This window comes from Streptomyces sp. NPDC001668, assembly GCF_042893155.1.
Lineage (GTDB): Bacteria > Actinomycetota > Actinomycetes > Streptomycetales > Streptomycetaceae > Streptomyces.
On record NZ_JBIAUQ010000002.1, the window covers coordinates 712658 to 735102 of the forward strand.

The following is a 22445-nucleotide window of genomic DNA, read 5'->3' on the forward strand; positions in this document are numbered from 1 at the left end:
GCGTACTCCTCAACGGGCCGTTCAGTACGAGGGGTTGAGCGGGAACGGGCGGCTGACGCCGAACCACTTCTTGTAGAGGGCGTCGGACTGGCCGGAGGTGTTGAACTCGCGCAGCCAGGTGTTGACCCACTGCAGCCAGGTGGGGTCGCCGAGCTGGACGCCGATGCCGTTGTACTCCAGCGGCACCACGGAGTCCTTGGTGACCTTGAGGGAGGGGTCCAGCTTGGCCTGGTAGTTGAGGAAGTTGGAGTCCTCGACCATGGCGTCGGCCTGGCCCTGCTTGACCGCGAGGACGGCCGCGGCGGAGGTGTCGTACTCCTGGATCTTCGCCTGGGGGTTGCCGGCCTTGACGGCGTCGCCGTTGGTGGAGCCCTTGGTGACGGCGACGGTCTTGCCGGTGAGGTCCTTGATCGTCGAGATGCCACTGGCCTTCTTCACCAGCAGTGTCTCGCCCGCGACGATGTACGGGTCGCTGAAGGAGACCTGCTTGGCGCGCTCGGCGGTGGTGGTGAAGTTGCAGACGACCGCGTCGACCTTCTTGGTCTGCAGGTTCGGGATGCGGTTGGCAGAGGTCGTGTCGACGACCTTCACCTTGACGCCGAGGGCGGTGGCCATCGCGGTGGCGACGTCGACGTCGAAGCCCTGCGGCTTGTTGTCCTTGCTCAGCGAACCGAAGGGCGGGAAGGTCAGGCAGCTGGCCACGTTGAGCGTGCCGCGCTTGATGACCTGCTGGAGGGTCGAGGACTGCGCGGAGTTGCCCGCGGTGGTGCCGCCGGCGGAGCTGCACGCGGACAGGGATGCGGCGGCGGTCACACTGGCGCAAATCACCATCAAAGAGCGGGTACGGTGACGGAATCTCATGAGGGAACACCCTTCGGGGGCACACACGGGGGCGGGGAGGGCGAGGAGGGGGGCGATCGACGTCGATCGCACGTGAGGTTCACCAGGGAGACTGGCAGCGAGGTTCTGCATTGCAAAACAACGTTTCGCAATTGCGTTGCGCAGAAGCTAGCGCCGGACTTTCGAGCCCGTCAACCATCGATTTCAATATGTGACACGTCGTTTTGCTATGCAGCACGTAAGATGCGCGTATGGCCGATGACGACGACACCTCTCCCCGCCGCAACGCCTCCTCCTCCCTGCGCCGCGCCCTGGGCATCCTGATGTACCTGGCCGAGGAGCGGAGCCATCCGCACGGCGCCACGCTCACCGACCTGGCCGCCGGTCTGGAGCTGAGCAAGAGCACCGTGCTGAGGCTGGTCGCCCCGCTCAAGGACGTGCGGCTGGTGGACCAGGACCCCGAGTCGGGCCGCTACCGGCTGGGGCCCCAGAACGCCCTGCTCGGCCAGGCCTATCTGGAGCGGCGCGACACCCGGCAGATCACCGCCCCCGTGCTGCACCGGCTCGCCGAGGAGAGCGGCGAGACGGTCCACCTGGTGAGCTTCGACCCACCGGAGATCGTCTACATCGACAAGGTCGAGAGCCCGCGCGCCGTGCGCATGCACTCCCGCATCGGCGGCCGGCTGCCCGCCTACTGCACGGCCACCGGCAAGGTGTTCCTCGCGCACTCCGGGGACGACGTGGTCGACGGCGTGATCGCGGCGGGCATGCCGGCCCGCACCCCGGCCACCATCACCTCCCCCGACCGCCTGCGCGCCGAGCTCGACCTCATCCGCCGGCGCGGCTACGCCGTGGACGACGTGGAGAACGAGCAGGACATCCGCTGTGTCGCCGCCCCGGTCCACGACCACACCGGCGCGGTCACCACGGCCGTCAGCATCTCGGGGCCCGCGGCCCGGGTCACCCGCGAACGCCTCCCCGAGCTGGGCGCCCTGCTCATGTCCGCCACCCGCACCATCACCGCCGACCTCGGTGGCACGACGGCGGAGCCCGCACAGGACTGACACCCCGGGCGGCGTGCGGCATCCGGGTGCTCGCGTGCGCCCCTCGGCCCGGCCAGCGCGGTCCAGGGCGGGTCCGTTCCTAGCTTTGCAGTATGACTATCGGATTTCCCTCCCGGATGGCCGTCTCGGCCTGCGCCCTGTGCACGACGGGCCTGCTGGTGTTCGCTTCCGCGACAGCGGCCGCCCACCCGGGCTCCGACCCCGACGCACCCGGCGGACCACGGGCCGCGGCCGCGTCACCCGCCCTGCTGTACCGCTCCGGCACCCAGGTCCGCCCGCACCGGGGCGCGCCCCGGCTCCCGGAGGTGTCCGCGCTGTCGTGGGTGGTGGCCGACGCCCACAGCGGGGAGGTCCTCGCCGCGCACGACGCCCACCGCAGACTGCCGCCTGCCAGCACGCTCAAGACCCTGTTCGCCCTGACCGTCCTGCCGGTGCTGCCGGGCGGCCTCAGACACACGGTCAGCGAGGAGGAGCTCGCGGACATCGAGCCCGGCAGCAGCCTCGTCGGGGTCGCCGAGGGAGAGACCTACCGGGTGGCCGACCTGTGGCGCGGGGTCTTCCTCAACTCCGGGAACGACGCCGTGCACGTCCTGGCCCGGCTCAGCGGCGGCTGGCGTGCGACGGCCACCCGGATGCAGTCCAAGGCACGCGCCCTGGGCGCCCGGGACACCCACGTCCGCTCCCCCGACGGCTACGACACCCCGGGCCAGGTCTCCTCGGCGTACGACCTCGCGGTGTTCGGGCGGGCAGGGCTGCGCAACCCGGACTTCGCGCGGTACTGCGGCACGGCCGAGGCGAAGTTCCCCGGCCGGGGCGGGTGGTCGTACGGCATCCAGAACACCAACCGGCTGCTGACCGGCGCCGACGGCGTGGAGCGCTACTCCGGCCTGATCGGCATCAAGAACGGCTACACGAGTCACGCCGGCAACACGCTCGTCGCCGCCGCCCGCCGGGGCGGCCGGACGCTGGTCGTCACGGTGATGAACCCTCAGGAGGGCGGTGGCTTCGCGGTCTACGAGGAGGCGCGCGAGCTGCTCGACTGGGGGTTCGGGGCGGCCGGGCGGGTGGATCCGGTGGGCTCGCTGGACGCGCTGCGGGCCAGGCCGCGGGCGGTGTCCCGGCCGGGACCCGAGGCGGTGCCGGTCGCTGCGGCCGTTTCGTCGCAGCACAGAGGGCCCGGCTGGCTGGAGACCTGGGCCATCCTGGGCGCGGCCGGGCTCGGCGCGGGCTCGATGGCACTGGCACTGCGGTCCCGGTTCGGGCCCGCGGCACGGCGCTGACCCACCGGAAGCCACAGCAGCAGGCCGAGCGTGATCCAGGTGTAGATGTTGCTGCCGAGGAAGCCGTCGACGCCCGACGCGTCGTCGAACCACAGCCACACCACACTGGTGCACATCACCGCGTAGAGGGCGCCCGCGATCCGTGGGTGCCCTCCGCGCACGAGAACGGCGAAGGACGGCAGCAGCCACACCAGGTGGTGCACCCAGGTGATCGGGCTGACCAGGCAGGCGGTCAGCCCGGTCAGCGCGAACGCGGCCGCCCAGTCCCCGGCCGCCGCTGCCCGCCGCGCCCGTACGGCCCACACGCCGAGGGTGAGCAGCACGGCCACCGCCCACACCGCGCGGTCCGTCTCGCCGAGCCGGGCCAGGATGCCCTGGAGCGACTGGTTGGAGACGTAGTCCAGGCGGCCGACCCTGCTCGTGTCCCACAGGGCGTCGGTCCAGTAGAAGCGCGAGGCGTCCGGCGCCACGAGGGCCGCGAGACCCGTCGCCGCCAGAGCCACCACCGTGGCGACCGCCGCGGCCCGGCGGCGCCGGGCGACCAGGAGCAGCCCGATGAAGAGGACCGGCGTCAGTTTCACCGCGGCGGCCAGCCCGATGGCGATCCCGGCCCGGCGTTCGCGGCCCGTCGCGAGCAGCCACGCGTCGACGAGGACGAGCGCCAGCAGCAGCAGGTTGACCTGGCCGAAGCTGAAGGTGTCCCGCAGCGGTTCGAACAGCGCCAGCGCGCAGGCGGCCAGGGCACAGCCGTACCAGCCGTAGCGCCGCCAGGCCCGGCCGGTGAGCAGGCGCATCACCACGGCCAGCGCCGCCAGGTTGAGCAGCAGGCCGACCATGATCGCCGCGTGCAGGCCGAGCAGGGCCATCGGCAGCATCGCGACGGCCGCGAACGGCGGATAGGTGAAGCCGTACGCCGTCCCCGGGACCCGGTAGTCGTAGAGCCGTCCGCCGTGGTGGACCCAGGTGTCGACGGCCCCGTGGTAGACGCGCAGGTCGAACCAGTCGCGCAGCAGCGGCACGGTCGCCGTGAACACGGTGACGGCGGTGACGGCGGCGAGGACCAGCAGCAGTCGGCCGCGGTCCGTGGTCGGTGTCCTCATGCCGCGTGTCCCGTCACCGGGGCCTGAGCCGTCTGGTGGGCCTGGACCAGTACGACCAGGGCGAGCACGCCTCCGGAGACGGCGAGGACGAGCTGCCCGGCGTCGGCCGGGCCGCCGCTCGGGAGCGTGGCGAGGGCGAGCACACCCGTCACGGCGGCCACCCGGTGCCGTACCGAGGCGCTGGGCGCGGCGGCCGCTATGAGGAACAGGCCCCACAGGGCGTACCAGGGCCGGATCGCCGGGCCGAGGGCGGCGACGGTGGCCAGGCTCAGGCCGAGGGCGTACACGGGCCGCGGACGCAGGCGCAGCCATATGTGGCCGATGACGGCGATGGCGGTCACGACCCCGAGGGCGTGCCAGGCGGGGAGGGCCAGCGGGGCCAGGTCGCTGCCGTGCCGTTCCAGCAGGGCTCCGGTGGCACGGCCGAGGAGGCTGGTGAGGGCCCAGTTCCCGGACGACACGGGGGTGTCGAGGGCACCGATCCAGCCGTAGCCGGTGCCCGTCACGGCTGTCGCGGCGATGGTGGTGGCGGTGGCCGTGACGGCGGCCGTCAGGACCGCCTTCGCCGGACGGTCGCCGGCCCGGACGCGCAGCACGACGATCGCGGCGAGCCCCAGGACGGCGGGGGCCTTGACCAGGGCGGCGAGCGTCACGAGTACGGCGCCCAGGACCGGCCACCGGCCCAGGGCGGCGACCAGGCCGAGGCCGAGCAGTCCGAGCATGACGGCGTCGTTGTGGGCGCCCGCGACCAGGTGGAGCAGCACGAGCGGGTTGAGGGCGCCCAGCCAGAGCGCGGCGGCCGGGTCGGCGCCGCTGTGGCGGGCCAGGCGGGGCAGGGCGGCGGCCATGAGGGCCACGCCGAGCAGGGCGACGAGCCGCATCCCGAACAGGCCGGCGGGCAGTTCACCGCGGGACGCCTTGGCCAGTGCGGAGGCCACGCCGAGGAACACCGGGCCGTACGGGGCGCCGGTGTCGCGCCACATCGGGGCGACCTCGTCCGCGAGGGGGCCGCCGAGCAGGGCGGGGCCGTGGGTGTAGACGTCCATGTGGGCGTCGGCCATGGCGCCTTGCGCGAGGTAGCTGTAGACGTCACGGCTGAACAGGGGCGGGGCGAGCAGCAGCGGGAGCGACCAGATGACGAGGACGGCCATGAGCTCGCGCGTGCCGGGCCGCTCGTCGGGGCTGCGGACCAGGCGGCCGAGGAGGAGCCAGGCCGCGATCAGGAGGACGACGCCGAAGTAGGCGCCGACCAGCCCCAGTGCGGCCTGGGGCGAGGCCGGGGTGAGGAGTTCGCGGACGGGGAGCGCTCCTGCGGTCTCACCGCCCGCGGCGAGGATGGCGGTGCCGACCAGACCGAGGATCTGGCAGCGGCGAAGATCGACGGGAACGTTGGCCAACACATCGGCAGCGTGTCAGTCGTGGGTGGCTGGAAGGCGACGTGGTGGCGACCGGGGTGTGACCGGTGCGTAGTCGGGGCCGCCGCCTCAGAACACCGAAAGACCCGTCAGCGTCGTGAACCTGTCCAGGGCCGCCACCCCCGCCACCGAGTTGCCGCGCTCGTCCAGGCCCGGGCTCCACACGCAGAGCGTGCAGCGGCCCGGCACCACAGCGATGATCCCGCCGCCCACTCCGCTCTTGCCGGGCAGGCCCACCCGGTAGGCGAAGTCGCCCGCCGCGTCGTACGTCCCGCAGGTCAGCATGATCGCGTTGATCTGCTTGGCCTGGCTGCGGCTCAGCAGGCGGCTGTCGTCGGCGCGGATGCCGTGGCGGGCCAGGAAGCCGGTGGCGAGGGCCAGGTCGGCGCAGGACGCCCTGACCGAGCACTGGCGGAAGTACTGGTCGAGCAGGACCGGGATGTCGTTGTCGATGTTGCCGTACGCGGCCATGAAGTGGGCCAGGGCGGCGTTGCGGTCGCCGTGGGCTGACTCGGAGGCGGCCACCTCCTCGTCGAAGTCCAGCGCCGGGTTGCCGCTCTCCTCGCGCAGGAACGACAGCAGTTCGCCCGCCGCGTCTCCGGTACGGCTGTGGAGGCGGTCCGTGACGACGAGGGCGCCCGCGTTGATGAACGGGTTGCGCGGGATGCCGTTCTCGTACTCCAGCTGCACCAGGGAGTTGAAGGGGTTGCCGGAGGGTTCGCGGCCCACGTGCTCCCAGAGTTCGTCGCCCTCGCGGGCCAGGTCGAGGGCGAGGGTGAAGACCTTGGTGAGGGACTGGGTCGAGAACGGCTCGCGCCAGTCGCCGACGCCGTACACCGTGCCGTCCAGCTCCGCGACGGCCATGCCGAAGCTGCGCGGGTCGCAGGCGGCGAGCGCCGGGATGTAGTCGGCCGCGCGGCCGCGCCCCGGGGTGCGGCCGATCTCCTCGGCGATGCGCTCCAGGACCGGCTGGAACGTGAGCGACGACGTCGTTGTCATGATCACTATTGTGCCTCCGGGCCGGTTCTGGCGCGTATCACCACAGGTGGGGAGTCTCAGGCCGACGGGGAGCCGCTGCCCGCGAGGACCTCCGGCCGCAGCAGGTCGGCCAGCGTCTCGGCGGGCAACAGGCCCTTCTCCAGGACGAGTTCGGCCACACCGCGGCCCGTGGCGAGGGCTTCCTTGGCGATGTCGGTGGCGGCCGTGTAGCCGATGTGCGGGTTGAGGGCGGTGACCAGGCCGATGGAGTTCTCGACCGTCCGGCGCAGTGTCTCGGTGTTGGCGGTGATGCCGTCCACACACCGCTCGGCGAGGGTGAGGCAGGCGGCGCGCAGATGGGTGATCGACTCCGAGAGGGAGTGCAGGATGATCGGCTCGAACGCGTTGAGCTGGAGCTGTCCGGCCTCCGCGGCCATGGTGATGGCCACGTCGTTGCCGATCACCTCGAAGGCGACCTGGTTGACGACCTCCGGGATCACCGGGTTGACCTTGCCGGGCATGATCGACGAACCGGCCTGTACCGGCGGCAGGTTGATCTCCCCGAGGCCCGCGCGCGGTCCGGACGACAGCAGCCGCAGGTCGTTGCAGCTCTTGCTGAGCTTGACCGCGATCCGCTTGAGCACGCCGGACATCTGGACGAAGGCGCCGCAGTCCTGGGTCGCCTCGACCAGGTTGGCGGCGGTGACCAGCGGCAGCCCGGTGATCTCGGCGAGGTGCCGGCGGGCCGACTCGGCGTAACCGGCGGGAGCATTGAGTCCTGTCCCGATGGCCGTGGCTCCCAGGTTGATCTCATGGATCAACTCGACGGCCTCGTCAAGACGGGACCGGTCCTCGTCCATCATGACGGCATAGGCGGAGAACTCTTGACCCAGCGTCATCGGGACCGCGTCCTGCAACTGTGTACGGCCCATCTTGAGCACATCGCGGAACTCGACGGCCTTACGGGCGAACGCGTCCTGCAGTACAGCCATCGCCTTGAGCAGTCCATGTACCGCGAAGACCGTCGCTATCTTGACGGCGGTCGGGTAGACGTCATTGGTCGACTGTCCCAGGTTGACGTCCTCGTTGGGATGCAGGAACGAGTACTGCCCCTTCTGGTGCCCCAGCAGCTCCAACGCCCGGTTGGCGATGACCTCGTTGGCGTTCATGTTGGTGGAGGTGCCGGCACCGCCCTGGATCACGTCGACGACGAACTGGTCGTGCAGCTTGCCGTCCCGGATCTCCCGGCACGCCTCGACGATGGCCGCGGCCTTCCTCGGCTCCAGCAGCCCCAGCTCCTCGTTGGCGAGGGCGGCGGCCTCCTTGACGGCGGCCAGGGCGTCGATCAGGTGGGGGTAGGCGGAGATCCGGGTCCCGGTGATGGGGAAGTTCTCGGTGGCCCGCAGGGTGTGCACACCCCAGTAGGCGTCGGCGGGAACATCCCGGTCGCCCAGCAGGTCGTGCTCACGGCGAGTGATGGCGGCGGTCATGAGGGCGTCCTTCTTCTTCAAGGGGCTCGGGTAAGTGCTTTGAGGGGCGCGGGGCTGTGACATCAGCGGCTCCGCCGCGGGGCGCGACCCGCCACGGCCGGCCCGCGGCCGCACGACGACATGACGGCCCGGGTTCTAGGCGCAGGCAGACACGGCCACTGGCTCCAGCGAACGAACGGGCCGCACCCGCCCGACCTCGAGGCCGCCTCCGAGAAGCGCCTCTCCCTGGAACTCCGTGAGCAGATCCGGCGAGACCCCGGCCCACGCGAGCGCCGCCGCGGCGACCGGCACCCGCGCCCGGTCCGCCCCGTCGGAGATCTTCACGGCGACCGCGCGCCCATCGGGAAGCGCGGCCACCTGAACACCCTCGAACCCGTCCTTGGCGAGCAGCCCGGGCACGGCCTTCATCAGCGCGGCCACATCGCGCCCCGCCCCGGACGCCATCTCCGGATGCTCCCGCATCGCGTCGGCGACCCGGGCCTCAGGCGTGCCGGGGGCCGCCGAGGTGATCCGTGCGGCGGCCCGGGCGAGGCCGTGCAGGGAGACGGAGAACAGGGGCGCGCCGCAGCCGTCGACGGTCACGCGGGCGATCCGCTGCCCGGTCAGGTCCTCGACGATCTCGGCGATCGCCTGCTGGAGCGGATGCGCCGGATCGAGGTAGCCCTCCAGAGGCCAGTCGTTGAGCACGCACGTGTACAGCATCGCCGCGTGCTTGCCGGAGCAGTTCTGGGCGAGCCGTGAGGGCGCGCGGCCCTCCCGGATCCAGGTGTCCCGGACGGCCGGGCCGTACGGCATGTCCTGGACGTTGCGCAGGGCGTCCTCGGAGACTCCCGCCAGTTCCAGGATCCGCCGGGCCCCGGCGAGGTGGCGTTCCTCGCCGGAGTGGCTGGCCGCGGCGAGCGAGAGGAGCTCGCCGTCCAGGGGCAGTCCGGCCCGGACCATGGCGACGGCCTGGACCGGCTTCAGGGCGGAGCGCGGATAGAACGCCGCCTCGATGTCGCCGAGTTGGAAGCGGACGTCCCCGTCGCGGTCCAGGACGACGACGGAACCGTAGTGGGTGCCCTCGATCAGGCCACCGCGGATGAGGTGGGCGACGGGGGCGTGGAGGGGTTCACGGACCAGGGGTGCGGCCGCGACGGAACTGCTGGACATCACTTCCTGCTTCTCCGGGGACGTCACGCGGGTCACGCGTGCGTGCCGGTCGATTCGGGTTCGGAGGGCGCGCGGGCGATCACGCGCCGGTGGACTCGGTCTCGGTGGACGTGCGGGCCACCCGGCCGCGGACGGCGAACCAGCCGGCGACCAGGGCCGCGACGATCAGCGGGAGGCACAGCACGGTGGTGCGGCCGGCGCCGCCGTCGGCGTACATGAGGACCAGGACGGAGGCGAGGAAGGCCAGCGTCACGAGTTCGGTCCAGGGGGATCCCGGCAGTCGGTAGCCGGGGCGGGTCAGGTCGCCCTTCTCGGTCTTCTGCCAGAAGAGCAGGTGACAGACCATGATCATGCCCCAGGTGGCGAGGATGCCGATGGCGGCGAAGTTCAGCACGATCTCGAACGCGTCGGCGGGGACCACGTAGTTGAGGCCGACGCCGAGGACGCAGACGCCGCTGGTGAGCAGGATGCCGCCGTAGGGGACCTGGCTGCGGCTCATCACGCCCGTGAACCTGGGCGCCGAGCCGGACATGGCCATGGAGCGCAGGATGCGGCCGGTGGAGTAGAGGCCGGAGTTGAGCGAGGACATGGCCGCGGTGAGGACGACGAGGTTCATCACTCCGCCGGCTGCCGGGATGCCGATGTTGGACAGGACGGTCACGAAGGGGCTCTCGCTGCCCGTGTACTTGTTCCAGGGCAGCAGCATCGACAGCAGGAGCACCGAGCCGACGTAGAAGAGGCCGACGCGCCACATGATCGAGTTGATCGCCTTGGGCATGATCTTCTCGGGGTTCTCGGTCTCGCCCGCGGCGACGCCGACCAGTTCGACGGAGGCGTAGGCGAAGACGACGCCCTGGATGATCAGCAGCATGGGCAGCAGGCCGTTGGGGAAGACGCCGCCGTTGTCGGTGATGAGGGACGGGCCGGGGTGGTGGCCGTCGATCGGGTGCTGGGTCGCCAGGAGGAAGATGCCGATCAGCATGAACGCCACGAGCGCGCCCACCTTGATGATGGCGAACCAGAACTCCAGCTCGCCGAACATCTTCACCGAGATGAGGTTGACGGTGAGGACGACCGCGAGCGCGACCAGGGCGATCACCCACTGCGGGATGTCGGAGAACATGCCCCAGTAGTGGGTGTAGAGCGCGACGGCGGTGATGTCGGCGATTCCGGTGGTGGCCCAGTTCAGGAAGTACATCCAGCCGGCGACGTAGGCGCCCTTCTCGCCGAGGAACTCCCGGGCGTACGACACGAAGGCGCCGGAGGAGGGCCGGTACAGGACGAGTTCGCCGAGGGCGCGGACGACGAGGAAGGCGAAGACGCCGCAGACCGCGTAGGCGATGAACAGGGAGGGGCCGGCGTCGGCGAGGCGGCCGCCGGCGCCGAGGAAGAGGCCGGTGCCGATGGCTCCGCCGATGGCGATCATGTTGACGTGTCGTGACTTGAGGGACTTGCTGTAGCCCTCGTCTCCGGCGTCGACATGGCCGGAACGTTTCTGCACGCCGTCGTGCAGGGACTGCTCGCTCACGCCTGGGACTCGCCTTCCGTGGGGGTGTCCGTGCTGTCCGTGCCCGTGTTCGGGGAACGCACGATGTCGGTGAGGGTGGTCTCGACGCGGTCGAGGTGGTGGGACATCGCCTCGACCGCGTCGTGCTCGGAACCGTCGATCAGCGCCTCGACGATCGCGCGGTGCTCGCGGTTGGACTGCTCCCGGCGACCGCCCAGTTCGTTGAGGAAGGCCGACTGACGCGCCAGTGCGTCCCGGATCTCCTCGATGACCCGGCGGAACACCGGGTTCTGGGCGGCCTCCGCCACGGCGAGGTGGAAGAGGGTGTCCATCGCGACCCACGCCGTGGTGTCGGTCTCCCGCTCCATCCGGTCCAGGAGGTGGGCCAGGTGGTCGAGGTTCTCCGGGGTGCGGCGCCGGGCCGCGTACCCGGCGACCGGGATCTCGACGTGGCGGCGCACTTCCAGCAGGTCGCTGGCCGCGTAGTCGCCGAACGTGGGGTCCTCCACGGCGTCGGCCACGACGAAGGTGCCCTTGCCGGTCTTGGAGACGGTCAGCCCCATGGTCTGCAGGGCCCTGAGGGCCTCGCGCAGGACGGGCCGGCTGATCTCCAGGGTGCGGCAGAGCTCCGCCTCGGAGGGGAGCTTGTCGCCGATGGCGTACTCCCCCCGCTCGATGGCGGCACGCAGATGCGCCAGCACCGCCTCCATGGCGCTGACGCGCCTGGGCGGCTGACTGGCTGTCCGGCTGTCTGACAGGTTCACGGGAGTGATACTCCGGGGGGTGGGAGGGTGCTGTCAAGGGGGCGGGGGGGTGCGGGGTGCGGGGCGTTGCCGGGGTTCGTGTCCGCGGGCGAGGCAGGTACAGGCGCACTGTCGGGGTGGGTGAGCCCGTCCTCCCACGCCACGCCCGCCGGGCAGCCTTCCAAGGCGTCCGGGCCGTAGCGGAAACAGGCGAGGGTCGGGGTGATGCGACAGGCGGACGCGGACGCCGGTACACCCAGCAGTAGCTCGCGTGGAAGGCGGGCTCGCTGCCCCTGCCGCACGCGGGCGAGGCGCTCAGGAGCCGCACGGTGAGCCGGAGTGTCGTACCTCGCGGATCCGCGCGACGCGCAGCCGCTCCGGACCGATCGACGGCCCCGCGCTCCGTCACCCCAGGCCCACCGCGGCACCACGACCGCCAACGGCCGCGCCCGGCGACGGACGGCTGCCCGGCGCTCCCGCGCCGGTCGACGGCGGCGCACGCCGTGGCCGCAGCCGCCCCGCCGACCAAGACCGCCGAACGCCCCCACGACGACCGGCCGCAGAGCGCCCCCCGCGCCGGACGTGGGCGGCACACCCCGTGGCCACAGCCGCCCTACGGACCACGACCGCCGAACGCCCCCACGACGACCGGCCCCAGAGCACCCTCGAAACGATCGACGGCCTCACACCTCAGAGCCGCAGCCACCCCGTGGCACCCGACCGCGACCCCAACGAACGCTCAGCTGTCCAGCGTCCCCGTGGCCAGCAGCCCGAACAGCAGCAGGCCCACGACGATCCGGTAGATCACGAAGGCGTTGAAGGAGTGCTTGGCCACGAACTTCAGCAGCCAGGCGATGGAGGCGTAGGCCACGACGAAGGAGACGGCCGTGCCGACGGCGAGCGGGGCCGCGCCCACGCCCGTGCCCAGGGCGTCCTTGAGCTCGTAGATGCCGGCGCCGGTGAGCGCGGGGATGCCGAGGAAGAAGGAGAGGCGGGTGGCGGCGACGCGGTCCAGGTCGAGGATCAGGGCCGTGGACATGGTGGCGCCGGAGCGGGAGAAGCCGGGGAAGAGCAGGGCGAGGATCTGTGAGCTGCCGACCAGCATGGCGTCCTTGAAGGTGGTGTCGTCCTCACCGCGCTTGTGCCGGCCCATCTGGTCCGCCGCCCACATCACGCCGCTGCCGACGATCAGGGAGCCCGCGACCACCCACAGGGAGGCGAGCGGCCCCTCGATGAGCGGCTTGGCGGCGAGGCCGACGATGACGATCGGGATGGTCGCGGCGATCACCCACCAGGCGAACTTGTAGTCGTGGTGGTAGCGCTCCTCCTTGTTGACCAGACCTCTCCCCCACGCGGAGACGATCCGCACGATGTCCTTGAAGAAGTACACGAGCACGGCGGCGATCGCACCGACCTGGATGACGGCCGAGAACCCGACGACGGCGTCGTTGTCGACGGGGATGTCCATCAGCCCCTCGACGATCTTCAGATGGCCGGTCGAGGAGACGGGAAGGAACTCGGTCACCCCCTCGACGGCTCCGAGGACGACGGCCTGACCGACGCTGATGACGCTCATGGGATCCAGTTCTTCTCAGGGGAAGGCAGGTGCGGAGGCCACAGTCTTACTACACACGGACAAGCGTCGATGCCTACGCCCACACGACGTGGGCCAGAGCCACCCCCGCGAAAGCCGCCCCGAGACCGGCCACCACGCTCGCGACCGCGTTGGCCGCGGCGTAGAAGCGTGCCCCGGTCTCGGTGAGCCGGAGGGTCTCGTAGGAGAAGGTGGAGTACGTGGTCAGGGCCCCGCACAGGCCGGTGCCCAGGAGGAGCTGGAGGTGGGATCCGGCCGCCCCCGCGGCCACCGCGCCGGTGAGCAGGCCGAGGATCAGGCAGCCCGTGACGTTGACGGCGAAGGTGCCCCAGGGGAAGACCGAGTCGTGCCGCGACTGCACCGCGCGGTCGGTGAGATAGCGCAGCGGGGCGCCGACCATGGCACCCGTGACGACCAGCAGCCAGTTCACAACCAGTTCTTACCCTTCGTGCCCGCTATGTCCTGGTTCTCGTCGCGCCCGACGTACCGGATGACCTCGCAGTCGTCGAGTGTCACCAGGCCCTCGGTGACGAGTTCGTCGAGCTGCGGCAGGAACTCCCGTACGCGCGTCTCGGTGTCGACGACGACGGCCACCGGCAGGTCCTCGCTGAGGGAGAGCAGCCGGGAGGTGTGGATCAGGGAGGAGGCGCCGAAGCCCTCGATGCCGCGGAAGACGCTGGCCCCGGCGAGTCCCGCGGCGTGGGCGCGGTGCACGATCTCGGAGTAGAGGGGCTTGTGGTGCCAGGTGTCGTTCTCGCCGATGTAGACGGTCAGGCGCAGGGCGTTGCCGGTCAGCCTCGTCATGACTGCCTCCACTTCATGACTGCCTCCACTTCATGGCTGCCTCCTTCATGGCTGCCTCCGCTTCAGGACGCGGCGGGCCGCCGTGGACGCGAGCCACACCGCCGTGAGGGCCGCGAGCAGGGTCGCGGCGAGATAGGCCAGGCCGGTGGCTGCCCTGCCGTGGTCGAGGAGTTTCTGGATGTCGACGGCGTAGGTGGAGAAGGTGGTGAAGCCGCCGAGGACGCCGGTGCCGAAGAAGGGGCGGACCAGGCGGTGGGCGGCCCGGATGTCGGTGATGACGACCATGAACACGCCGATGACGGCACAGCCGATGACGTTGGTCCAGAAGGTCGCCCAGGGGAAGCCGCCGGGCGGGGTGGGCCAGTGGAGGGCGAGGGCGTACCGGGCCGTGGCGCCCAGGGCGCCGCCGAGCGCGACCACCGCGACCACGGGTGCCTGGCCCTGCCGGCTGGACCGGCGCGGGGGCCCGGCGGGTGCGCGCACGCTCTCCGGGGCTGTCATGGTCGTGTCTCTCCTGCTCGCCGGGGCCCGGGCCTGCGGGCGCGCTCGATCGCGAGTAGGGACCGTTGGCGGCGCCTTCGCCGCGGTTCGGGTACGGCGGGCCCCACCGCCGTGCCGCGAGGGTGATCGCGACCGAGGACCAGCGTAACGCCGGGGCGCCGCCGGGGTCACTTCGCGGCGGGCGGCTCGCACAGGGCGATGCCGTGCTCCCACAGGCTGCCGAGGACCAGGTGTCCTGAGGCCTCGCAGACGCTGGTGACCATGCGGAAGCGGGGGCTGCGGCGGGTGAGGTGGTGGACCGTGCGGCCCTCGTCGTCGACCGCGAGGACGCCGATGCCGGCGGTGGGCCGGTACGGGGCGTGCACGGCGACTCGGGCGGCGGCCCTGCGGACGGGCGGGGCGGCGCGGTGCAGCAGCTCGAGCGGGGGGATGCGGGGTCCGGCGAGGGAGACCCAGATCGGGCCGTCGGGTCCGCCGCGCCAGATGTTGTCGGGCATGCCCGGGAGGTTCTCGGCGTGGGGCTCGGCGCGTCCGGCCTGCGGTCCGTCGAGCCAGTAGCGGGTGAGACGGCGGGCCCCGGTCTCGGCGACGACCAGGAAGGACTCGTCGGCGCTCGCGGCGAGCCCGTTCGCGAACTGGAGCCCCTCCAGGAGGACTTCGGGGGTGTCGTCGCCGGGCGACAGGCGCAGCAGGCGGCCGGTGCCGGTGTGTTCGACGATGTCGCCGATCCAGTGGTCCAGGGGGTGACGGCGGCTGGAGACGGTGAAGTACACGCTGCCGTCGGACAGCGCGACCACGTTGCTGGTGAACCGCAGCCGCTCCCCCGCCACTTCGTCGGCGATGACGCGTACGGTGCCGTCGGCGAGGTCGACGCCCAGCAGTCCGCGTTCCGCGTCGCACACCAACAGGGCGCCGTCCGGGAGGAGTTCGAGGCCGAGCGGCCTGCCGCCGGTGTCAGCGAGCACCTCGACGCGGGCGGCGAGGGGCTGCGTCAGTCCGTCGACGCGCAGGATGCGCCCGTCCGCCACGCCGGTGAGGACCCGGCCGCGGGCGTCGGCGACGACGTCCTCGGGACCGTGGCCGCCGATCGCGACGTAGTGGCGGGGAGTCAGTGCGGTGGGACGGTCCATCGGTGCCTGCCCTTTCGGTACGGGTCGCTACCAGCCCTTCTCGAACATGCGCGCCACCTCGGCGATGCGCATCTCGTCGCGACGGTAGTACGTGCGCCACCGGATTCTCCTGGTGCGCAGCAGGCCGATGTCCACGAGCAGGCCGAGGTGGCTCCGGGCGACCGAGCGCGGCACGCCGAGTTTGCCCGCGACCGCGCGGGCGGTGACTCCGTCCTGGGCGGGGTCGCCGCGCTGCTGCGGCGGGAAGTGGGCGGCCGGGTCCTTCAGCCACTCCAGGATGTCCAGGCGCCGCTGGTCGGCCGGAGTCCTCAACATGTCGTCCCCTCCGCCCCTCCCTCTGCGTGTGTCCACTGTCCCGCAGCCGTAGGCGCCGTGTCCCGGAGTCACCGAGCTTGTCCGAGATCGAACTCCTCCGTGACAGCGGGCTGTTCGGCGCGCACGGCGGCGCAGAGAGGGAAATCCGCCGCTCCCGGCGGCGGTGGGGACGGTTCGGGGGTGAGGCCCCCTCCGCCCGCGGCTCGTGGTCTCGCGGGCGGAGGGGAGTCGGTTCAGCCGTCGAGTCGTACGACCCGCACGGCGCCGGCCAGGACGGCGAGGCGGTCCGCGGTGCGTTCGCCGGTCAGCAGTTCCGTGCCCGCCGCGTCCAGGGGCACCTTGGCCTCCGACGCGGTGTGGTTGATCACGAAGACGTAGGAACCGGACTCTCCGTTGCGTCGGACCACCTCCACGTCGTGGGGCAGGTCGGCGCGGGAGGGCAGCTGTGCGTCCTCTCCGGCCCAGCCGAGCAGCGCGTCGAGGCCCTGGGCGGCCAGGCGGGTGGAGACGTACCAGGCGGTGCCGTCGCCGTGCCGGTGCCGGGTGACGGCGGGGTGGGAGGCGGCCGGGCCGTCGGCGTACGTCCACACGGTCTCGGCGCCGCGCGGCACCACGAACTCGGTCCACACGTCGCCGGTGAGTTCGGAGCCGTCGGGGCCGGTGATGCGCACCAGTTGGCCCGGCAGCAGCGGTGAGAACTCCTCGACGGTCAGGCCCAGGACGTCCCTGAGCGCGCCCGGGTACGCGCCCGCGTGGACGGCGTCGTGTTCGTCGACGATGCCGGAGAAGTACGAGACGACGAGGGTGCCGCCGTTCTCGACGTACTCCTTGAGGTTGCGTCCCGCGGCCTCCGTCATCAGGTACAGGGCGGGGACGACGACAAGGGGATAAGCCGACAAGTCGGCTTCGGGGTGGGCGAAGTCGACCGTGAGGTGGCGGTCGTAGAGGGCCTCGTAGAAGGCGTCGGCGCGCTCGCGTGCGTCGTGGTCCTCGCTGGGGCGCCAGTCGAGGTTCTGCGCCCACCAGGACTGCCAGTCCCACAGGACGGCCACGTCCGCCTGGGTGCGGGCGCCGCGGATCGTGCTCAACGAGTCGAGGGAGGCGCCCAGTTCGACGACCTCGCGCCACACGCGCGTGTCGGTGCCGCCGTGCGGGACCATCGCCGAGTGGAACTTCTCGGCGCCGCGCCGGGACTGGCGCCACTGGAAGAACATGGCGCCCTCGGAGCCGCGGGCCACGTGCGCCAGGGAGTTGCGGGCCATCTGGCCGGGGGCCTTGGCGGGGTTGCGGGGCTGCCAGTTGATGCCGGAGGTGGAGTGCTCCAGCAGGATCCAGGGGGCGCCGCCCGCGACGGAGCGGGTCAGGTCGGCGGCCATCGCGAGGTTGACGTGGGTGCGGCGGCCGTCGGTGATGAGGTAGTGGTCGTTGGTGACGATGTCCACCTCACGGCCCCAGGCCCAGTAGTCGACGGAGTCGCACTGGCTGAGCGCGGTCATGAAGTTGGTGGTGACCGGGACGCCCGGGGAGAGCCGGTGCAGGATGTCCCGCTCGGTCACGAAGTTCTCGCGCATGGTGGCGTCGGCGAACCGCTTGTAGTCCAGCGCCTGGCCGGGGTTGCCGACGGTGGCCGCGGTGCGCGGCGGGTCGATCTGGTCGAGGCTCGTGTAGTGCTGGCCCCAGAAGGCGGTGCCCCAGGCCTTGTTGACGCCGTCGACACCGCCGTACGTCGTGGTGAGCCAGCGGCGGAAGTGGGCGGCGCAGGAGTCGCAGTAGCAGGCGGAGACGGGGACGCCGTACTCGTTGTGCACGTGCCACATCGCGAGGGCCGGGTGGTCGGCGTAGCGCTCGGCGAGCTTGGTGGTGATGTTCGCGGCGGCCGCGCGGTAGGCGCTGTTGCTGTGGCAGATGGCGCCGCGTGAGCCGAACGCGAGGCGGGTGCCGTCGGCGGTGACGGGCAGCGCGTCGGGGTGGGCGCGGTAGAACCAGGCGGGCGGGACGACGGTGGGCGTGCCGAGGTCGACGCGGACGCCGTTCTCGTGCAGCAGGGCGAGAATCCGGTCCAGCCAGCCGAAGTCGTACCCGCCCGGTTCCGGCTCCAGGAGCGCCCAGGAGAAGATCCCGACGCTGACCATGGTGACCCCGGCCTCGCGCATCAGCCGGACGTCCTCGTCCCAGACGCTCTCGGGCCACTGCTCCGGGTTGTAGTCCCCGCCGAAGGCAAGCCTGGTGAGGCCCCTGGGGGTGGTCTCCGGCATGGTCTCTCCCGTTTCGAGTGGTTGGGAACGTGCACACACGGCTTCGGAAGCCTGCGGCCCAAGATAACCGTACCGAGGCAAGCCTTGCCAAGTGTCTGGCAGCACACTTTTCTGTGCACGATCCCAGTAGCGCCGCATCCCACGCGCGCCACCCCGCCGCCCGAGCACCCCCCGCGCCGCCCCGGGGGCCTTAGAGTCGTGACCATGAACAATGCGGGGGCCCGGCGCAGACCGCCGACGATCCACGACGTGGCCCGCGAGGCCGGGGTCTCGCGCGGCACCGTCTCGCGTGTGCTCAACGGCGGACACTACGTCAGCCCTCCCGCCCTGGAGGCGGTCAACGCCGCCATCCGCAAGACCGGTTACGTCGTCAACCGGCACGCCCGCTCACTGATCACCGGCCGCTCCGACTCGGTCGGCTTCCTGCTCACGGAGCCCCAGGAGCGGTTCTTCGAGGACCCCAACTTCAACGTCCTGCTGCGCGGCTGCACCCAGGCGCTGGCCGCGCACGACATCCCGCTGCTGCTGATGCTGGCGGGGACGGAGGACGAGCGCCGCCGGATCAAGCGGTTCATCACGGCGGGCCACCTCGACGGCGTGCTGCTGGTGACCAGCCACTCCGCCGACCCGGTGGCCGAGGAGCTGCACAAGGCGGGCGTGCCCGTCGTGCAGTGCGGCAAGCCCATGCGGTCCGGCTCCAAGGTGAGTTACGTGGCGGCCGACGACCGTGACGGCGCCCGTGACATGGTGCGCCACCTGCTGTCCCTGGGCCGCCGCCGGATCGGCATCGTGACCGGCCCGCTGGACTCGCCCGGCGGTGTCGACCGTCTCGCCGGCTACAAGGAGGTACTGGCGGAGGCGGGCGTCGAGATCGACGAGCGGCTCGTGGTCTCCGGCGACTACAGCCGGGCGGCCGGAGAGGCGGGCGCCGAGCGGCTGCTGGCCCGGGCCCCGGACCTCGACGCCGTGTTCGTCGCCTCCGACCTCATGGCCCTGGGCGCCCTGACCGCCCTGCGCCGCGCGGGCCGCCGTGTCCCCGAGGACGTGGCCGTCGGCGGCTTCGACGACTCCATCGCGGCGACGGAGGCCACGCCCCCGCTCACCACGATCCGCCAGCCCTACGACCGCATCAGCGCCGAGATGGTGCGGCTGCTGCTGGCCCAGCTGGGCGGGGAGGATCCGGCGGCGGTGATCCTTCCTACGGAGCTGGTGCGGCGGGAGTCGACCTGAGGGGCGTGCTTCACCTGAGGAGCGAGCGCGTGCTTCACCTGAGGGGCCTGATTCAGGGCCCGGTGACTGGCGCCGCGACGGCGGCGGGGCTCCGGGCAGACGGCTCGGTTCGGGGCGTGCGCGATGCTCGGCGATCCGGTTGTTGAGAACCGTCGGAAGTCGACATGCATGGTCACCGCGCCCCGGATGCCCCCCCCCCCCGCCGCCAGCGGGCCGCCGACCCGCCGACCCGCCGACCCGCCGACCCGCCGACCCGCCGACCCGCCGACCGGTCAGGATCGGAGAAGCGCGCCTCCCCTCCCCCGGCTTAGCGTGAAACCACCACCGACACGGACGGTCGGGGACACCACACCGAGGAGCACACCATGACTGCCGGCCTCAAGACGATCATCTACCCCGTCAAGGACCTGGCCGCGGCGAAGGCCCTGTTCGGCGCACTGCTGGGCGTGGAGCCGTACGCGGACGAGCCCTACTACGTCGGCTTCAAGGACGCGGGGCAGGACGTCGGCCTCGACCCGAACGGGCACGCCCGGGGCATGACCGGCCCGGTGCCCTACTGGCACGTGGAGGACATCCGCGCCACGCTCGCCGCACTGGTGGCGGCCGGGGCGGAGACCTTGCAGGACGTCCAGGACGTCGGCGGCGGCAAGCTGATCGCCTTCGTCAAGGACGCGGACGGAAACCTGGTGGGGATCACCCAGGATCCGCAGTCCTGACCCGTTTCCTTGCGATTCCTTGCGCACGCACTAGTTGCGCAAGCAACAAATGGCCGGATCGGTGTTACCGTGCATGTATGGCGGTGAACACGGTCGGGACCGGCCTTGAGGAGCGGTGGCGGGACATCCTGTCGGTGCATGCGCGCACGATGTGCGAGATCGACCGCGTGCTGCACCCCCACGGGCTGGGCGCGAGCGATTTCGAGGTGCTCGACATCCTCGCCACCGAGTCCCCCCGGGAGGGCGACCAGTGCCGGGTGCAGAACCTCGTCGGCCGGGTGCATCTCAGCCAGAGCGCGCTGTCCCGGCTGATCGGCCGCCTGGAGAAGGACGGGCTGGTGGAGCGGTCCGTGTGCGTCGAGGACCGGCGGGGCGTATGGGTGTCCCTCACCCGCAAGGGCCGCGATCTGCACTCCGAGGTACTGCCGCTGCAGCGCGGGGTGCTGGCGAGGATGCTCGACGGCTAGCCACTCGCCCCCTGGAGCCGGACAGCCTCGCCTCATGACCGTAGGACCAGGCCCTGCCGATGGACACGTCACCGAGCACGAGGTGACCGCTCCCTGGGAAGGGGTACTGCTGGAGCCGGCCGGGGGCAGTCGCGCCGGGGTGCTGGTCCTCGCGGGGTCGAGCGGGCGGGTCGACCGGCGGCGGGCGCGGCTTCTCGCCCGGCAGGGCCTTGTCGCCCTCGCCCTGCGCTGGTTCGGCGGGCCCGGCCAGCCGGCCGGGATCTGTGAGATCCCCCTGGAGACGTTCGTCGCGGCGGTGGACCTGTTGCGCTCGCGCGGAGTGGAGCGCGTCGGCGTTCTCGGTGTGTCCAAGGGCGCCGAGGCCGCACTGCTCACGGCGGTGCACGAACCGCTGGTGGACGTGGTGGTCGCCGTATCACCGACGGCGCTGGTCTGGTGCAACGTCGGACCCGGTCTCGACGGCCGCCGTCATCCGTACCGGTCCTCCTGGACCTGGCAGGGGCGGCCGCTGCCGTTCGTGCCGATGGACGACACCTGGCGGCGACCGCGCGAGCAGGCCGACGGTCCGGTCGCCATCCGCGGCTGGTACGACCTCAGCGAGCGGACCTTCACCACCCGCCTGGACGCCGCCGCGATCCCGGTGGAACGGGCCCGCGCCGACGTACTCCTCATAGCAGGCGGCGATGACGCCATGTGGCCCTCGCTGCGGTACGCCGAACAACTGGCCACACGCCGTCGGGCCGCCGGAGCCCCGGTCCACCTCATCACCCACCCCGACGCCGGGCACCGCCCGCGCTTCCCCGGCGAGGGCCCCGCCGAGTCCTCACCGTCGTTCCTCTACGGCGGGACCCCGGACGCCGACGCCCTGCTCGGCGAACTGGCCTGGGCGCCGGTCGTCGACGCGCTGCGTCTCACGGGGTCCGCGTCCGTGTCCGTGTCCGTGTCCGTGTCCAGGAGCAACTGACCGGTCCGGGCGCGGAACACGTCCTACGCCAACAACTCCCGTACGGCGGTGAAGGCGGCCTCCACTGTCGCCGGGTCCGCCCCCGGGCGGGCGAGGGCGCTCATCGGGATCGGGGTGACCTCCGGGAGGCCGTCGTACGGGATCAGGCCGTCGGGGGCCGGACCCACCGCCGCGAGCAGCGCGACGCCCTGGCCGGTGCGGGCGATGTCCAGCACGCCCGCGAGGTAGCCGGCGTCGCCGACGACCGTGGCGGGCACCCCGCGCGCGGCCAGTGTCGCGATGGCACGGCGCCGGATCGCGCACGGGTCCTCGATGGCCACCAGCGGCACCGGATCCGGCGCCCGCGGCGGCTCCCAGCCGGGTACGGCGTGCCAGGTCAGCGGCAGACCGCCGACCCGGGTGCCCTCCGTGGCCGCGGCCTCGGTGACGTACACCGCGACATCGACGCTCCCGCGCTCGACGGCCTCCACGAGCCGGGCCGAGCGGTCGATGCGGAAGCGGACCCGGCAGCCGGGACGCACCGCCTCGACGGCAGCGGTCAGCCGGGGCAGGAACTGGTCGGCGGCGTGCTCGGTCGAGCCGATGGTGACGGTGTCCCCGTCGGCGCCGAGGAGCGTGCGCACGGCCTCGTCGTGGACGGCGAGGATCCGGCGGGCCTGTTCGAGGAGCAGACGCCCCTCCGGGGTGAAGCGGGTGCCGCGTCCCTCGCGCTCGACGACCGGACGGCCCAGGACCTTCTCCAGCTTGCGCACATGCTGGCTGACCGCGGACTGACTCAGGGCGAGCGCCTGGGCGGCGCGGTGGAAGCCACCCCAGTCGGCTATCGCGGTCAGACTGCGCAGGGCCACGAGGTCCAGGACGGGTTGGGGCATGTCGTGACCCTAGCCGCTCGGCGCGATC

At 71.9% G+C, this 22445-nt stretch carries 21 protein-coding genes and 1 pseudogene; 6 read left to right on the top strand and 16 right to left on the bottom strand.

Features of this window, described 5'->3' with window-relative positions; translation table 11 throughout:
* Positions 1-21 precede the first annotated feature (21 nt).
* Complete coding sequence (locus tag ACFYZ8_RS08715; protein WP_359036940.1) at positions 22-813, bottom strand: transporter substrate-binding domain-containing protein; 792 nt, start codon at positions 811-813, stop codon at positions 22-24.
* Positions 814-1091: 278 nt separating this feature from the next.
* Between ACFYZ8_RS08715 and ACFYZ8_RS08720 the strand changes: the two genes are divergently transcribed.
* Together ACFYZ8_RS08720 and ACFYZ8_RS08725 are read left to right on the top strand one after the other, a co-directional pair.
* Positions 1092-1904, top strand: a complete 813-nt coding sequence (locus tag ACFYZ8_RS08720) for an IclR family transcriptional regulator (RefSeq protein ID WP_359036938.1) — start codon at positions 1092-1094, stop codon at positions 1902-1904.
* Between the two features lie 116 nt (positions 1905-2020).
* Positions 2021-2833: pseudogene (locus ACFYZ8_RS08725) on the top strand (D-alanyl-D-alanine carboxypeptidase family protein); the annotation flags it as partial.
* An 83-nt stretch (positions 2834-2916) separates the two neighbouring features.
* Here ACFYZ8_RS08725 and ACFYZ8_RS08730 read toward each other — a convergent pair.
* From ACFYZ8_RS08730 to ACFYZ8_RS08795, 14 genes are all read right to left on the bottom strand, one after another.
* A complete protein-coding gene (locus tag ACFYZ8_RS08730) occupies positions 2917-4284 on the bottom strand; it encodes a glycosyltransferase 87 family protein (RefSeq protein WP_388531213.1) in 1368 nt (455 codons plus the stop codon).
* On the bottom strand, positions 4281-5684 hold the full coding sequence (gene mptB / locus ACFYZ8_RS08735) for a polyprenol phosphomannose-dependent alpha 1,6 mannosyltransferase MptB (protein WP_388531209.1): 1404 nt from the start codon (positions 5682-5684) through the stop codon (positions 4281-4283). The genes ACFYZ8_RS08730 and mptB overlap by 4 nt, the downstream gene beginning before the upstream one ends.
* A gap of 84 nt (positions 5685-5768) precedes the next feature.
* Complete coding sequence (locus ACFYZ8_RS08740; RefSeq protein ID WP_388531206.1) at positions 5769-6698, bottom strand: glutaminase; 930 nt, start codon at positions 6696-6698, stop codon at positions 5769-5771.
* 56 nt (positions 6699-6754) lie between these two features.
* Positions 6755-8167 carry an aspartate ammonia-lyase gene (gene aspA / locus ACFYZ8_RS08745; protein ID WP_388531203.1) on the bottom strand — a complete coding sequence of 471 codons (1413 nt, stop codon included), beginning with the start codon at positions 8165-8167 and terminating at the stop codon, positions 6755-6757.
* 135 nt (positions 8168-8302) lie between these two features.
* Positions 8303-9319 carry an asparaginase gene (locus ACFYZ8_RS08750; protein WP_359036928.1) on the bottom strand — a complete coding sequence of 339 codons (1017 nt, stop codon included), beginning with the start codon at positions 9317-9319 and terminating at the stop codon, positions 8303-8305.
* A gap of 79 nt (positions 9320-9398) precedes the next feature.
* Positions 9399-10847, bottom strand: coding sequence for an amino acid permease (locus ACFYZ8_RS08755; RefSeq protein WP_359036926.1), 1449 nt, complete (start codon positions 10845-10847; stop codon positions 9399-9401).
* Positions 10844-11590 carry a FadR/GntR family transcriptional regulator gene (locus ACFYZ8_RS08760; protein WP_359036924.1) on the bottom strand — a complete coding sequence of 249 codons (747 nt, stop codon included), beginning with the start codon at positions 11588-11590 and terminating at the stop codon, positions 10844-10846. The genes ACFYZ8_RS08755 and ACFYZ8_RS08760 overlap by 4 nt, the downstream gene beginning before the upstream one ends.
* A gap of 718 nt (positions 11591-12308) precedes the next feature.
* Positions 12309-13145 (bottom strand): undecaprenyl-diphosphate phosphatase, encoded by an 837-nt coding sequence (locus ACFYZ8_RS08765; RefSeq protein ID WP_359028618.1) that lies wholly within the window; start codon positions 13143-13145, stop codon positions 12309-12311.
* 73 nt (positions 13146-13218) lie between these two features.
* Positions 13219-13593 (bottom strand): fluoride efflux transporter CrcB, encoded by a 375-nt coding sequence (gene crcB / locus ACFYZ8_RS08770; RefSeq protein WP_388531198.1) that lies wholly within the window; start codon positions 13591-13593, stop codon positions 13219-13221.
* Positions 13590-13967, bottom strand: coding sequence for a DUF190 domain-containing protein (locus tag ACFYZ8_RS08775; protein WP_388531195.1), 378 nt, complete (start codon positions 13965-13967; stop codon positions 13590-13592). The genes crcB (ACFYZ8_RS08770) and ACFYZ8_RS08775 overlap by 4 nt, the downstream gene beginning before the upstream one ends.
* Positions 13968-14012: 45 nt before the next feature.
* The gene (gene crcB / locus ACFYZ8_RS08780) at positions 14013-14468 is read right to left on the bottom strand and encodes a fluoride efflux transporter CrcB (protein ID WP_388531192.1); all 456 of its coding nucleotides are present in this window, start codon (positions 14466-14468) and stop codon (positions 14013-14015) included.
* Positions 14469-14635: 167 nt separating this feature from the next.
* Complete coding sequence (locus ACFYZ8_RS08785; RefSeq protein ID WP_388531190.1) at positions 14636-15598, bottom strand: SMP-30/gluconolactonase/LRE family protein; 963 nt, start codon at positions 15596-15598, stop codon at positions 14636-14638.
* 27 nt (positions 15599-15625) lie between these two features.
* Entirely contained in the window at positions 15626-15913 is a 288-nt protein-coding gene (locus tag ACFYZ8_RS08790; RefSeq protein WP_359028613.1) for a winged helix-turn-helix domain-containing protein, read from the bottom strand.
* A 233-nt stretch (positions 15914-16146) separates the two neighbouring features.
* Positions 16147-18168: a beta-galactosidase gene (locus ACFYZ8_RS08795; RefSeq protein ID WP_388531187.1), complete on the bottom strand. Its 2022-nt coding sequence runs from the start codon at positions 18166-18168 to the stop codon at positions 16147-16149.
* A 198-nt stretch (positions 18169-18366) separates the two neighbouring features.
* On the opposite strand from ACFYZ8_RS08795, the gene ACFYZ8_RS08800 reads away from it, so the two are divergent.
* The 4 genes from ACFYZ8_RS08800 to ACFYZ8_RS08815 all read left to right on the top strand — a co-directional run bounded on the left by ACFYZ8_RS08800 (position 18367) and on the right by ACFYZ8_RS08815 (position 21545).
* Entirely contained in the window at positions 18367-19398 is a 1032-nt protein-coding gene (locus ACFYZ8_RS08800; protein ID WP_388531184.1) for a LacI family DNA-binding transcriptional regulator, read from the top strand.
* A gap of 365 nt (positions 19399-19763) precedes the next feature.
* Positions 19764-20114: a VOC family protein gene (locus ACFYZ8_RS08805; RefSeq protein ID WP_359028610.1), complete on the top strand. Its 351-nt coding sequence runs from the start codon at positions 19764-19766 to the stop codon at positions 20112-20114.
* Between the two features lie 77 nt (positions 20115-20191).
* Entirely contained in the window at positions 20192-20581 is a 390-nt protein-coding gene (locus ACFYZ8_RS08810) for a MarR family transcriptional regulator (protein ID WP_359028609.1), read from the top strand.
* A 34-nt stretch (positions 20582-20615) separates the two neighbouring features.
* Complete coding sequence (locus tag ACFYZ8_RS08815) at positions 20616-21545, top strand: acyl-CoA thioester hydrolase/BAAT C-terminal domain-containing protein (protein WP_388531180.1); 930 nt, start codon at positions 20616-20618, stop codon at positions 21543-21545.
* 23 nt (positions 21546-21568) lie between these two features.
* On the opposite strand, the gene ACFYZ8_RS08820 is transcribed toward ACFYZ8_RS08815, so the two are convergent.
* The gene (locus ACFYZ8_RS08820; protein WP_359028607.1) at positions 21569-22417 is read right to left on the bottom strand and encodes a LysR family transcriptional regulator; all 849 of its coding nucleotides are present in this window, start codon (positions 22415-22417) and stop codon (positions 21569-21571) included.
* Between the last annotated feature and the right edge of the window lie 28 nt (positions 22418-22445).